Below are 12,881 nucleotides of genomic sequence, written 5' to 3' on the forward strand. Positions count from 1 at the left end.
ACAGGGAGATCCGTCGTGGCGTCACCAAATCTATCGGCACTAGTCTCTCGCATTGACCCGAAGAAGACCGTGCTCTTACTTGGCGCAGGAGCCTCGCGCTCTTCCGGTGCGCCCCTCGCCATGGAGCTGTGTCGACATCTTGAGAAGACGCTAGCGTCAGGTAGCAAGATCTCTGACGATCTCGCCGAGCTAAGCGGGATACTGGAACATCGACACGGAAGAAGGGCCTTAGTTGAGGCAGTTGTCTCAGCCCTCTCAGGCCTGAATCCTGATGGCGGAATCACTGCCCTCGCCGAGTATCGATGGAAGGCGATCTACACAACCAACTTCGACCGGCTCGTTGAAGATGCGTTTGCCAAGAAGCAGAAGAAACTTGGCGTCGTTAGAAGCAACTATGACTGGGAAGAAACTCACGACCCCATTGCCCTTCCCCTCTTCAAGATTCACGGCTGTGTCTCACAGGATAGGGGATACGGCCATCGCGCCAGTATGGTTCTTACCGAAGACGACTACACCAATCATGAGGAGTACCGAAAACTCCTGTTTGGGCGCCTAAGCCAGGATATGGCCGGATCGACAACTTGGATCATTGGCTATTCGATGCGAGACGCCCATGTCCGTCTTCTAGCCGATGAGGCGCTCAGGCAGCAACGGAAGTCCGGCGCACCAGGGCAAATCTACCTCATGGTCTACGAGTACGACGATGAACGCGCCGCTCTTTGGCGGCAGCGAGGCATCCGCGAAGTTGCCGAGGGCGATTTGAATGCATTTGCTCATGCGCTCACGCTGGCCAATGTGCAAGGCCCGTCGGCAGGAGCGTCAGCAAGCGCGCAACAACTACTCCTGGAGCTAGAGCCCTGCACAATCCAAGTGAACACTGACACATCGCCGTCAAATGCGCGACGCATGTTCTTTGGTGGCCCGGCTACCTATGGAGATATTCGTGCTGGGCTAACTTTCGAGCGGGATCGCGAATTCGAGCTGAAGAAGCTGGACCGTCTGGTGACACTGATTTCTGGTGTCTCTGGCGTTGGCAAATCAACGTTAGCTAGGCGCATCCTTATCGCCTTGTGCGAAGCTGGATGGTCTTGCTATGAGCACAGGCACGAGTTGCCATTGTCACCTGACGCGTGGATTGCTCAGGAGCGGGCTCTCGCTGAAGCAGGAAGGAAGGGTGTCATCCTAATCGACAATTGCCCAACGTTCCAGAGGCAAGTCAATTCGCTCATACGGCGCCTTCCTGTCGAAGGAGCGCTTCGCGTGCTTCTAACCGCTGAGACGTCAGCATGGAAGCCGCGTCAGAAGGACCCACGGCTGTTCACTGAATCACGTACCGAGAATCTTTCGACACTTAGTTCCACCGAGGTTTCGCTGCTGCGAGACCTCCTCGTCAATACACCCAACCTCAAGCAGCTCGTTGCAGCACAGTTCGCTAACAGAGGCCGCTCTGAACAACTCGACCACCTCCGCCGACGTTGCTCCGCCGATATGTTCGTTTGCTTAAAGGCCCTCACTGAGTCTGACTCGCTTGATGACATCATCCTTCACGAGTTTGCGGCCACTGAGCCCTCTCATCAGGATGTGTACCGATTGACTGCAGCTTTGGAAGCTGCAGGAGCACTGCCTCACCGACAGATGGTGCTTAGGCTCTCCGGCATTTCGCCGTCGCAGATCAATTCGACACTCGATACTCTAGAGGGCGTAATTGAGGAAACGAAGGAGCAGAGCGAAAGTGCAAATGATCGCGGCGTCTTTCTGTGGAGAACGCGGCACGAAGTTGTTGCGCAGATCGTTGCGAAGTACAAGTACTCGGACCCGGTGGAGCGCCTTCAACTCTTCGAGGACGTGATTGAAGGAGCCAACCCCACTTACTACGTTGAGCTTCGCTCGTTGAGAGAACTTTGCAATGGCGACTGGGGCATCCGATCAATTCCTGATGCATTTGACAGAATTGCGCTTTACCGCAAGATTTCGGCAATCGTTCCGAACGATCGAGTTTCAAGACATCGTTTGGTTCGGGAACTGCTCAGTGCCGACCAATTGGGAGACGCCGAGGCGGAACTCCGGTCAGCGGCGGAGGACCTTGGGCTAGATCCGCCTTTCCAGAGATACAAGGTTCGTCTACTTATCCAGCGGTCCAGGTCCGACAGCTTCCAGATTGATGACCGAAAGGCAATGCTACGTCAGGCGGTCACCGAGGCCGAATTCGGCTTGAAGCGCTTTCGCGAAAGCAAATACATGTACCTTGTACTTGGAGATGTTGCGGAGGAGTGGCACACCCTGACGAGTGAGACCGGACTGATCGAATGGGCCGTTCTGCATATCAAGAAGGGATATGAAATCCTGCAGGATCCAGACCTTCTTGACCGGGTCGACAGGCTCAGACGCCTAACGTAACGCCCAATACGAGAACGGGCCTGCAGGCAGATGCGCCTCCCGCAAGGCTAACCCTGCGGTCCACCGGACGCTGCGCGATAAAGCCGCGCAGCGCCGGTGACCTCCACGTTAGAGCCCATGGCCGATTCTCTTCGCGTTCTTAAAGGAAAGCTCCTACGTGTCTTGGGCTCGGCTGCGTCATATAACGACAAGGGGTACCATCTGGAGCGGTCATGACCAGGCGCGGCAGGAGGCCTTTCGTGCTGAGCTTCAAGCTGAGATAAGTCAGCTTACTGAACAGATCGGTCAAGACATGCTTGGTCCTGATCTATACGGTGTACTCAAGTCCGGAGTCGCAGCCGGAGACCCCTCCGGCGACTACGTGCTTCTCGCGCGTAGCCGTCTCGGAGCCGAGAATGGGCTCTAAAGTTCATATATGGCCTCCCCCATGAATCAAGACAGATCCTGTTTCTGACTTCCCGGGATGAATCACCTGCAGTCGTATATCCGGCATCTGCGGTGGGTTCTGAATGACCCGTGCCGACATGGAATCTGCCCGCGATGCGCCAATCGTTACAAGCGGCTGCTGGAGAGCCGGAAGAGTTATCGGCGTTGTGTCGCGTGGGTGTGACCCGGTTTGCCATGATGAGAAATCAATCTTGGCGCAAGGGTGAAGCGTAAGGGTGAATCTGTCAGGTGGCGACGGCGAAGGAAGTGCGTTGGAGCTTTTGTTCGGACGATGCTGCGGATTGTCGTAGGCAACGGTAGTCGCATCCGTAATGGAAAGACCTATCCCCACTCCCCAGAGCACACTGGTGCCTATTGGGCGGGGAGGGGCGGAGTCCATCCCGTCATCTAAGCCGACGTCGCTTATCGGCGCGACTTAACGCAAGTGTTCCGTGTTGCTGCGACGAGAAATCGAAGTTCATGTTCTATCTGCGGTTAGCGAGTTCATCGTCTCACTTAACTCCGGTAGCGACGTTTTCCTCCGCCGGCTAGCATGAGCCGCCCGCCTCGTTTGCGGCGATCTCAAACAATACCCACGGAGAGCACGATGAGCCTGACACGTTCCTTCACCTTTGCTGCGCTGTTCGCCACCTTATCCACCGCTGCGGCGGCTGGGCCCATTCCAGGCGTGCGCGGCATTGATCACATCGGTTTCACCGTGCCCGACGCGGACGCAGCCGTTACCTTCTTCCACGATGTGATCGGTTGCGAGGAGGCTTTTCGCTTTGGTCCGATCAAGGATGAGCAGGGCACGCTGATGCAGGATCTGGTGAACGTGAACCCGCGCGCCGAGATCCAGCACATCGTGATGATGCGCTGCGGGCAGGGTGCCAACATCGAGTTGTTCCAGTACGCCTCGCCGGACCAGCGTGACGCCATTCCGAAGAACAGCGACATCGGCGGTCATCACATTGCGTTTTACGTGAAGGACCTTCCGGCCGCCCTCGCGCGTGCCAAGGAGCTGGGAGTGAAAACGTTCATGGGGCCGTTCGCGGTGAACGAGGGGCCGGCCGCCGGGCAGTCCATTACCTATGTGTTGACGCCCTGGGGTATGCAGCTCGAACTCATCAGCTACCCGAAGGGCATGGCCTACGAGAAAAAGGCCAAGGTCAAGCTGTGGGCGCCAGCCTCCCGGTAAGCGTGCCGGCCTGCGCGGGTTCCCCCTGAAGGCTGCTGCTGCGACGTCGTCGCCGCCAACCGGGATGCGCTTGAGCAATTCTCCATCGACCAGGGTTTTCTTCGCGACTGGTACATGTCCGCGCTTGTCTCGCCAGCGAATGACAACTGCGGCTCATTGACCCAAGGAAGAAAGCAGCATGGATAGTGAAGAAATCAAAGCCGTTTTTGGACAGCAGGCTGCGAGCTATGACGAACGCTGGGCGAAGACTGCGCCTATTCGGGAAGGCCTGCATTTCCTGCTGGAGGCGGTGTTCGCAGAACTTCCCCGCGACGCGCGGATGCTTTGCGTAGGCGCGGGTACCGGCGAGGAGATTGTTTATCTCGCGCAGCGTTTTCCCGGATGGTCGTTTGTGGCGGTGGAGCCGTCTGCGGCCATGCTGGATGTCTGCCGCGGCAAGGCGGAGAAGGGCGGGTTTGTTTCCCGCTGTTCTTTCCATGAGGGCTATCTGGAGTCGCTGCCGGCCCAAGGGGCATTCGATGGGGCGACGTGTTTTCTTGTCTCGCAGTTCATGCTGGAACAGGAGGCACGCATCGCCTTCTTCGGCGCAATTGCGGCGCGCTTGCGCCCGGGTGGTGTCCTGGCCAGCTCGGACCTGGCGGCGGATACGCGTTCCGGCGCATACGAGGCTTTGCTGGATGTATGGCTGAAGATGATGCTGGCGGCGGGTATTCCTGCGGCCGGGCTGGAGCAGATGCGGGCAGCTTATGCGAAGGACGTTGCGATCCTTCCGCCAGCGCAGGTGGCGTCCGTCATCAGGGCCGGCGGCTTTGATGAGCCGGTGGCGTTCTATCAGGCGGGATTGATTCACGCCTGGTTTTCCCGGCGGGAATTGACCGGGACGGCCTTGTGAGTCGAGACCGATTGAATCTCGATTCAAGCAGGTAATGATCTGCAGGAGTGAATTGCCGGAATGGATTTATAGGGCACGCCGGTACCCGATAAATCCATTCCCTGCGCTTCCAGGCCCGAAAGGTACGCCGGGCTTTTTCAGCTGCCCATGCACACCGGACAGGGCGCCGAACTGGAATACCAGAAGTAGGCGGCTTCCTGGAGCGGGGCTTCATTGCCGCCGCGCACGCCGATGTATTGCAGCTTTTCCTCTGAAGGGAGGGACGGGCAGTTGCCCTTGTGGACGAGGTGCTCGTCTTTTTCGTTGCTGCGCCTTTCTACATAGAACTCGTTCATGTCGGTCTCTCTCGTTGGATGAAGGAACTTCTTTTGCCGCGGTGACCGCAGTCCTTGCATGCCTTTGTCGCTTGCCGCGCTTGTTTTTATTGGTGCGGCACCTGACAGAACCGTCTTGTTCGACAAGCAAGAGCCGGGTCTGCCGGAAGAATGGCAAGTTCTATTCCTGAATTGGAGAGAAGAATTGGCCGCCGCGTTTATTTCCTATTCATTGCCCGCCTGGTCTTATTAACTGGCGACCATAGAAAAGAGGGGGCTGGAAAGGATTCGGCGCCTCGACAGGGGCGTCGCGGAGATAGTCGAAAGCACCGCCTGAAAGCCTTTCGGCCGGGTGCGCCCATTCAAGCGGGATGTTGCCGGCGGCTTGGAGATTTCGTTGTCAGGCGGCCGGAAGGCGATCGCTTCCGGTAGCGAACGGATTAGTGGCGGTGGCGCCGGACACCCTCGCGAAACTTCGTTGCCGCGGTGCCAGCGCAAGTGGGATGTCGACCCTGCGGTGTGCGAATGGCGGCAATGCGACGGGGCGGCGGGGTGAGCGCTGCACTCACACCAGCGCCAGCAAGGCGCGCAGATGCCGCTCCGATTCATGGAACGCCGCCTGTTCCTCCGGCGCGAATTCATGTCGCAGGATGCGCTCCACGCCCCTGCGGCCGATGACGCAGGGCACGCTCATCACCAGGTCGCTTACGCCGTACTCGCCCTGCAGCAGCACGCCCAGCGGCAGGATGGACTGCTCGTTGCCCTCGATGGCGCGGATGATGCGGAACACGCTGGCGGCGATGCCGTGGTTGGTGTTGCCCTTGCGCTCGAAGATGCGGTAGCCGGCTTCCAGGGTCTGCTGGCGCATGGCTTCGCGGTCCACCAGCGGCAGGCCGTTCTGGCGGCAGAAGGTATCCACCTCGGCGCCACACACCCGGCACAGGCTCCAGGGGATGAAGCCGGTGGCGCCGTGGTCGCCCAGCATGTAGCCGTACAGGTTCTTGGGGTCGATCTTCACATGCTCGCTGAGGAGGCGCAGGAAGCGAGCGGTGTCGATCAGCGTGCCGGCGGAGATCAGGCGCTCGCGCGGGTAGCTGGAGGCGCGCAGCATTACCTGCGTCATCACATCCACCGGGTTGGTGACGTTGATGACGATGGCGCCCGGCGAGTGGCGCTCCACGCCGGCGATGATCTCCCGCAGGATGGCGCTGTTCACCCGCACCAGGTCGTCGCGCGTCTGCCCCTTCTGCAGCTGCGCCCCGGCGGTGATGACGACGATGTCGCTGCCCTGGGTGTCTTCCATGCCGCCGGCGATCAGCCTGGGGTTCTTGGCGTAGGTGAAGGGCGTGGTGTGGGAGAAATCCCAGATCTCCGCCTCGGCCCGCTCGCGCACCTTGTCGACGGCGACGATCTCGGTCACCTCGCTCATGTTGACCAGGAAACCCACGATCTCGGTGCCGACCGCACCCATGCCGATGACGGAAACCTTCATGTCGCGCTCCTGTGCAGATGGCCGCGGGGCGGCGGGGAGAGGAAATTCTACCCCTCGCCGGCAGGGTTATGCCGCAGCGCAACATGGCGCGGCGCTGCACGCCATCGCTGCTGGTCGAGGCGGCGGCCGGGTGTCCGGCGCCGGCCCGGGCGCTACACTCAGCCCCACGCAACCCCGGAAGTCTCCCACCATGCTCATCGGCACCGCCGGCCACATCGACCACGGCAAGACCACCCTGGTGCGCGCCCTTACCGGCGTGGACACCACCCATCTCCCGGAAGAAAAGCAGCGCGGCATCACCATCGAGCTGGGCTATGCCTACACCCCGCTGCCCGGTAGCGAGCGGGTGCTGGGTTTCATCGACGTGCCCGGCCACGAGCGCTTCGTGCCCACCATGCTGATGGGCGCCGCCGGCATCGACTACGCGCTGCTGGTGGTGGCCGCCGACGACGGCGTGATGCCGCAGACGCGCGAGCACCTGGCCATCGTCCATCTGCTGGGCATACGCCGCGGCGCGGTGGCGATCACCAAGTGCGACCGGGTGGAGCCGGCGCGGGTGGCGGAGGTGGGCGCCGAGGTGGAGGCGCTGCTGGCCGGCACCCGGCTCGCCGGCAGCCCGGTGTTCCCGGTGGCGGCAGTGAGTGGCGAAGGCGTGGCCGAGCTGCGCGCCCATCTGGACGAAGTGGCCGCCGCCGAGTCGGGGCCGGTGGTGCGCGGCGGCCTGCGGCTGGTGGCCGACCGTCGTTTCGCCATCGCCGGTGCCGGCACCGTCATCACCGGCACGGTGCACGCCGGGAAGGTCCAGGTGGGCGACCAGGCCCTGCTTGCCCGGCCGGACGGTTTTAGCCGCGAAGTGCGGGTGCGCGGCCTGCATGTGAACAACCGCAAGGCCGAGGCCGGCGGCCCGGGCAGCCGCTGCGCGGTGAACCTCGTCGGCATCGAATACCGCGAAATCGAACGCGGCGACTGGCTGCTGACGCCGGCGCTGGCGCGGCCCACGGACCGGCTGGACCTGCGGCTGGCGCTGTTGCCCGAGGCTCCGCGCAAGCTCGGCCAATGGACCAGCGTCACCCTGCACCATGCGGGCGGCCATGCGATGGCACGGCTGGCCCTGCTGGACGGTGCGCTGGAGGCCGGTGGCCTCGGCCCCGGCGGCGACGGCCTGGTGCAGGCGGTGCTGGACCGGCCGATCTTCGCCTGCCACGGCGACCGCATCGTCATCCGCGACGCCGCCGGCCGCGAAACCCTGGGCGGCGGCAGCGTGCTCGATCCCTTCGCGCCCGCCCGCCACCGCCGCCGGCCGGAACGGCTGGCGCTGCTGGCCGCGCTGGAGCAGCCAGACGCCGCCGCACGATTGGCCGCGCTGCTGGAAGCGGCGCCGCATGGCCTGGACATCGACGAACTGGCCGCCGCCCACAACTTGCCGGACGAGGCCTGGCGCGAGCTGCTGCCGGCGGCAGAGTTGGTGCAGGTGCGCCCGGCCCGCCGCCTGTTCTCCGCCAGCAACTGGGCGAAGCTGGGAGCGCAGGTGCTGGTCAAGCTGGGCGCCTATCACGAAGTCTTCACCGACGAGCCGGGCGTGGAGCGCGAGCGCCTGCGCCGCATGTGCGCGCCGCAGCTGCCCTCGGCCGCCTTCCTCGCCCTGCTGGAGGCGCTGCTGGCCGAAGGCCGGCTGGCGCGCGCCGGTTCGGCCTGGCACTTGCCGCAGCACAAGGTGGAGCTGAGCGAGGCCGACCGCAAGCGCGCCGACGCCCTGCTGGCGCTGCTGGCCGCCGGCGGCTTCGACCCGCCCTGGGTGCGCGACATGGCGACGGCCAACGCCATCCCCGAAAGCGAGGTGCGCCAGCTGCTGCGCCGGCTCGCCATGCGCGGCGAGGTCTTCCAGCCGGTGCGCGATCTCTTCTACACCCGCGACACGATGGCGCAACTGGTGGCCATCGTCGCCGAACTGGCAGCGTTCGACGGCCGCATCCGCGCCGCCGAGTTCCGCGACCGCATCGCCATCGGCCGCAAGCGCGCCATCCAGCTGCTGGAATTCTTCGACCGCGTGGGCTACACCCGCCGCGTCGGCGAGGGTGCCCGCCGGGTGCACCTGCTGCGCGGCGAACCGCCGGTCTGAGCTGAACGCGCCAACCAGATCAGCGGGGGTTTCCCCTCTGCTCTCACGGGGCGTAGGCGGAAAAGCGAAGCACTGCTGCGCCCGCTGCGCCGCTACGCCAGCGTACCCACCGGCCCCGGCTTGATGAAACGCACCAGCGTCCAGTACCCGAAAAGATTCACCGGATGGGTATCCGCCAGCTCCATGCCGGCCTCGGCGACGAAGGGGGCGAGCGGGAACAGCGGCCGGAAGCCCAGCGCGCGGGCGAAGGGCGCCAGGCCGCGCTCCAGCGCATGGCCGAGGCCATAGCCGCGGGAGAAGTGGTTCACCACCAGCACCTGGCCGCCTGGCCGGCATACCCGCCGCAGCTCGCGCATCATCGCCGCCGGGTCGGGCACCACCGAGGCCACGTAGAGCGCCGCCACCTTGTCGAAGCTGGCATCCGGGAAGGACAGGGATTGCGCATCCATTGCCAGCAGCGAGACGTTGTCCAGGCCGTGCCGCCGCACCCGGGCCCGGGCGCGTTCCAGCATGTGAGGCGAAAGGTCCACACCGGTGACGCGGGTGTGGCGCGGGTAGTGGGGCAACGACAGACCGGTGCCCACGCCCACCTCCAGCACCGAGTCGCCGTCGCGGCAGTCCAGCGCCTGGATGAGGCGGCGGCGGCCGGGTTCGAAGACGCCGCCGAACAGCAGATCGTAGAACGGGGCATAGCGCTGGTAGGCGCTGGTGACGGATTGATGGTCCATGGCGGGGCCGGAGAGCGGGCAACATCTTCAGGCTAGCAGCCGCTGCGCTGGCCTACAGGCGCGCAGGCGCTACAATATGTGACTTCGGCGGCGCAGGCCGCCGATGGCTTTTCTGCGGAAGAGAGGCGTTCCCCGGTGGGGCGACCGGTCTTCAAAACCGGGTGGGGCCGTCAGCCGGTCCCAGGTGGGTTCGACTCCCATTCTCTTCCGCCACTTCCTTCCACGTTTGCGCACAGGCGCCGAGAGGGCTGAGTTGCAGGCAGAGCTGCGGGCAGGATGGCGCCGCGCTGCCGGGCTGGGTGGCCTGGCCGTGACGGCGGTGAACGCTGGGCTGGCGGCTGACGTCCGGCCATTCGCGCCTTCCCGCCGCAGCGGTTTCTCCGCGTGCGCGCAGCTCCTGCCGCGCAGTGCCGAAGCGGTTTCCGGCGGCCGGGGGCGGCGCGGCGGTCTTCTCCCTGTTACTTTTTTTTCATGCTCGGCTGAGGCGGCGCGCCGGCCAGCGTTTCGGCCGGCGCTGAATTCAAGGGGCGCGGCCTGCTTGCCGGCGGCCGATACTGCGGCACGATGCCGCGGCCTCCGATGGCGGAGCGCGCCGTCGTTCCTGGGGGCGGCCGCATGATCTCGCGCAAATACCTCTACCTGATCGCCCTGGCGCGGGAGAAGCACTTCGGCCGTGCGGCGGCGAGCTGCCATGTGTCGCCGTCCACGCTGTCGGCGGCGATACGCGATCTGGAGAGCGAGCTGGGCGTCGCGGTGGTGGAGCGCGGCCAGCAATTCGCCGGGCTGACGCCGGAAGGCCAGCGAGTGCTGGATTACGCCCAGCGCGCCGCGGCCAGCACCGCCGATCTGCACCAGGAGCTGGCGCGCCTGCGTGGCGGGCTTTCCGGCCGGCTGCGGCTGGGCGTGATCCCGACCGCGCTCACCGTGGTCGCCTCCCTCACCTCCGGCTTCGCGCTGCGCCATCCGCAGGTCCGCAGCGAGGTGCTGTCGTTGTCCACCGGCGAGATCCTGGCGCGGCTGCACGCCTTCGAGCTGGAGGCGGGCATCATCTACGCCGAGTCCGCCGCCCAGCCGGATCTGGCGATGGTGCCGCTGTCAGACGAGGACCATGTGGTGCTGGCGCCGGCCGACGGCCAGCTGGCCGAGCGCGACGCCATCAGCTGGCAGGAGGCGGCCCAGCTCAACCTCTGCCTGCTGACGCCGGACATGCAGAACCGCCGCACCATAGACGGCGTGTTCCTGCGCCTGGGTTGCCGGCCCAACATCACGCTGGAGAGCAACTCCATCGTCAGCATCCTCGCCCATGTGTGCTCCGGCACCTGGTGCAGCATCGTGCCGCGGGCGGTGCTGGAGCTGATCGGCATGCCGCACGGGGTGAAGGCGCTGGACCTGGTGGAGCCGCGCCTGGCGTGGCAGATCGCGCTGGTGGCGATGGCGCGCGAGCCGCGCTCGCCCATGGTGCAGGCCCTGTTCTCCGAAGCGATCAACTTCTCGGGCCGCGGCTGAGCGCCGGCGTTGGCGGCTATAGCCAACGTCATACGCTGCGGCAATCGGCCGTTGCCCTCCGCCGCATGCCGGCGTATTGCGTCCTTGCTAGACTGGCAGTGCCGCCCGCAGGCGGCATGCACCCGCAACCAGGGGTGGCCGCGGGCGCGGTTCCGCCCCGAAGACGAGGAGAATAGCGATGGCTGCAATGATGAAGGCGGCGGTGTTCGTCGCCCCCGGGCGGATCGAACTTGCCGATAAGCCCATTCCCGATGTCGGTCCGGACGATGCGCTGCTGCGCATCACCACCACCACCATCTGCGGTACCGACATCCACATCCTCAAGGGCGAATACCCGGTAGCGCCCGGCCTCACCATCGGCCACGAGCCGGTGGGCGTGATCGAGAAGCTGGGCGCCAACGTACGCGGCTACCGCGAAGGCCAGCGCGCCATCGCCGGTGCCATCTGCCCCGGCTTCCGCTCGCATGCCTGCCAGGATGGCCACCCGTCGCAGGATGGCGGGCCGCTGGGCCACGGCTACAAACCCATGGGCGGCTGGCGCTTCGGCAACACGGTGGATGGCGCCCAGGCGGAGTACGTGCTGGTGCCGGACGCCGAGGCCAACCTGGCGCCGGTGCCGGACGGGCTGAGCGACGAGCAGGTGCTGATGTGCCCGGACATCATGTCCACCGGCTTCGCCGGCGCCGAGGCCGGCAACATCCGCATCGGCGACGTGGTGGCGGTGTTCGCCCAGGGGCCGATCGGCCTGTGCGCCACCGCCGGCGCCCGGCTGCGCGGCGCCAGCCTGGTCATCGCCGTGGACGGCGTGTCCGGCCGGCTGGAGATGGCGCGCCGCATGGGCGCGGACGTCACGGTGAATTTCCGCGAGGTGGACGTGGTGGAGGAAATCCTGCGCCTCACCGGCGGCCGCGGCGTGGATGTGGCCATCGAGGCGCTGGGCCTGCAATCCACCTTCGAGGCCGCGCTGCGGGTGCTGAAGCCGGGCGGCACGCTGTCCAGCCTGGGCGTGTATTCCGAGGATCTGCGCATTCCGCTGGGCGCCTACGGCGCCGGGCTGGCGGAGAAGAACATCGTGTCTTCGCTGTGCCCCGGCGGCAAGGAGCGCATGCGCCGGCTGATGAACATCATCGCCTCGCAGCGCGTCGACCTCGGCCCCATGGTCACCCACACCTTCAAGCTGGACGACATCGTCGCCGCCTACGACCTCTTCGGCCACCAGCGCGACGGTGTGCTGAAGGTAGCGATCAAGCCGAGCTGAAGGCGGCGGGGGAGGGGGCGGAGATGGCCGGCAAGAAGAAATGCTGCAAAAAGAGCAAGCCCTGCAAGGACTGCCCGCGGCGGAACAAGGCGGGCGGCGGGGTTCCGGCCTGAGTGACCGGGAGCTGAAGTTGAGGGGCTGCCCGCTGCAACCAGGGCGACGGCCGGTTTGCTCCCCTCTCTCCCGGGGAAGGGGAGAGCGGCGCTTGGGCTGAACTGAAGCCGCCGCTCGGGGGGCCCCCTCTTCCCGGCTTTCCCCCGCGATGGGAGAGAGAATGGCGCGGACCGATCGTTATCCGGCAGTCGGTCGGCGGCCGCTATCCGGCGCCGGCACGGCGGCTCACCAGGCTCCGGCGTCAGGAGCCGGTGTCGGATAAACGGCTTCCCCTTGCCGCGCCGCGCCATGTTGCACCCCAGGCGGGTGCGGCCCAGTCCTGGTGCTCCGCTCCGCATCGGTACGCTGGCGCGAAGGCGTGGCTGCTGCCGCCTGGGCATGCCGCGCCATTCCATGCATTCCGCGCAGGCGGGCATGGCGCCCGGGCGGGAAATCCT

At 65.0% G+C, this 12,881-nt stretch carries 10 protein-coding genes and 1 tRNA gene; 8 read left to right on the forward strand and 3 right to left on the reverse strand.

What is annotated here, in order from left to right:
• Positions 1-69 precede the first annotated feature (69 nt).
• From GRF61_RS00645 to GRF61_RS00655, 3 genes are all read left to right on the forward strand, one after another.
• Positions 70-2,397, forward strand: a complete 2,328-nt coding sequence (locus GRF61_RS00645) for an SIR2 family protein (protein WP_169148812.1) — start codon at positions 70-72, stop codon at positions 2,395-2,397.
• A gap of 1,033 nt (positions 2,398-3,430) precedes the next feature.
• Complete coding sequence (locus GRF61_RS00650) at positions 3,431-4,021, forward strand: VOC family protein (RefSeq protein WP_169148813.1); 591 nt, start codon at positions 3,431-3,433, stop codon at positions 4,019-4,021.
• A 178-nt stretch (positions 4,022-4,199) separates the two neighbouring features.
• The gene (locus tag GRF61_RS00655; protein ID WP_169148814.1) at positions 4,200-4,913 is read left to right on the forward strand and encodes a class I SAM-dependent methyltransferase; all 714 of its coding nucleotides are present in this window, start codon (positions 4,200-4,202) and stop codon (positions 4,911-4,913) included.
• A gap of 137 nt (positions 4,914-5,050) precedes the next feature.
• Here the strand turns inward: GRF61_RS00655 and GRF61_RS00660 are convergent, their stop codons facing one another.
• Positions 5,051-5,248, reverse strand: coding sequence for a hypothetical protein (locus tag GRF61_RS00660; protein WP_133594528.1), 198 nt, complete (start codon positions 5,246-5,248; stop codon positions 5,051-5,053).
• A gap of 58 nt (positions 5,249-5,306) precedes the next feature.
• Between GRF61_RS00660 and GRF61_RS00665 the strand changes: the two genes are divergently transcribed.
• Positions 5,307-5,480: a hypothetical protein gene (locus GRF61_RS00665; RefSeq protein ID WP_169148815.1), complete on the forward strand. Its 174-nt coding sequence runs from the start codon at positions 5,307-5,309 to the stop codon at positions 5,478-5,480.
• A 312-nt stretch (positions 5,481-5,792) separates the two neighbouring features.
• Here GRF61_RS00665 and GRF61_RS00670 read toward each other — a convergent pair whose 3' ends face one another.
• Positions 5,793-6,719: an L-lactate dehydrogenase gene (locus tag GRF61_RS00670; protein ID WP_169148816.1), complete on the reverse strand. Its 927-nt coding sequence runs from the start codon at positions 6,717-6,719 to the stop codon at positions 5,793-5,795.
• Positions 6,720-6,909: 190 nt separating this feature from the next.
• Between GRF61_RS00670 and selB the strand changes: the two genes are divergently transcribed.
• Entirely contained in the window at positions 6,910-8,838 is a 1,929-nt protein-coding gene (gene selB / locus GRF61_RS00675) for a selenocysteine-specific translation elongation factor (RefSeq protein ID WP_169148817.1), read from the forward strand.
• A gap of 92 nt (positions 8,839-8,930) precedes the next feature.
• Here selB and GRF61_RS00680 read toward each other — a convergent pair whose 3' ends face one another.
• Positions 8,931-9,566: a methyltransferase domain-containing protein gene (locus tag GRF61_RS00680; RefSeq protein ID WP_169148818.1), complete on the reverse strand. Its 636-nt coding sequence runs from the start codon at positions 9,564-9,566 to the stop codon at positions 8,931-8,933.
• Between the two features lie 116 nt (positions 9,567-9,682).
• On the opposite strand from GRF61_RS00680, the gene GRF61_RS00685 reads away from it, so the two are divergent.
• The 3 genes from GRF61_RS00685 to GRF61_RS00695 all read left to right on the forward strand — a co-directional run bounded on the left by GRF61_RS00685 (position 9,683) and on the right by GRF61_RS00695 (position 12,330).
• Positions 9,683-9,779: transfer RNA gene (locus GRF61_RS00685), tRNA-Sec, on the forward strand.
• A gap of 402 nt (positions 9,780-10,181) precedes the next feature.
• Positions 10,182-11,072 carry a LysR family transcriptional regulator gene (locus GRF61_RS00690; protein WP_169148819.1) on the forward strand — a complete coding sequence of 297 codons (891 nt, stop codon included), beginning with the start codon at positions 10,182-10,184 and terminating at the stop codon, positions 11,070-11,072.
• A gap of 178 nt (positions 11,073-11,250) precedes the next feature.
• Positions 11,251-12,330 carry an NAD(P)-dependent alcohol dehydrogenase gene (locus tag GRF61_RS00695; protein WP_169148820.1) on the forward strand — a complete coding sequence of 360 codons (1,080 nt, stop codon included), beginning with the start codon at positions 11,251-11,253 and terminating at the stop codon, positions 12,328-12,330.
• Positions 12,331-12,881 lie beyond the last annotated feature (551 nt).

The organism is Azoarcus sp. TTM-91 (genome assembly GCF_012911025.1).
Lineage (GTDB): Bacteria > Pseudomonadota > Gammaproteobacteria > Burkholderiales > Rhodocyclaceae > Azoarcus.

Excerpts from the sequence above, each read along its gene's own strand:
- GRF61_RS00650 (WP_169148813.1), top strand. The coding sequence starts at position 3,431 with ATGAGCCTGACACGTTCCTTCACCTTTGCTGCGCTGTTCGCCACCTTA.
- GRF61_RS00655 (WP_169148814.1), top strand. The coding sequence starts at position 4,200 with ATGGATAGTGAAGAAATCAAAGCCGTTTTTGGACAGCAGGCTGCGAGC.
- GRF61_RS00660 (WP_133594528.1), bottom strand. The coding sequence starts at position 5,248 with ATGAACGAGTTCTATGTAGAAAGGCGCAGCAACGAAAAAGACGAGCAC.
- GRF61_RS00665 (WP_169148815.1), top strand. The coding sequence starts at position 5,307 with ATGCCTTTGTCGCTTGCCGCGCTTGTTTTTATTGGTGCGGCACCTGAC.
- GRF61_RS00670 (WP_169148816.1), bottom strand. The coding sequence starts at position 6,719 with ATGAAGGTTTCCGTCATCGGCATGGGTGCGGTCGGCACCGAGATCGTG.
- selB (WP_169148817.1), top strand. The coding sequence starts at position 6,910 with ATGCTCATCGGCACCGCCGGCCACATCGACCACGGCAAGACCACCCTG.
- GRF61_RS00680 (WP_169148818.1), bottom strand. The coding sequence starts at position 9,566 with ATGGACCATCAATCCGTCACCAGCGCCTACCAGCGCTATGCCCCGTTC.
- GRF61_RS00690 (WP_169148819.1), top strand. The coding sequence starts at position 10,182 with ATGATCTCGCGCAAATACCTCTACCTGATCGCCCTGGCGCGGGAGAAG.
- GRF61_RS00695 (WP_169148820.1), top strand. The coding sequence starts at position 11,251 with ATGGCTGCAATGATGAAGGCGGCGGTGTTCGTCGCCCCCGGGCGGATC.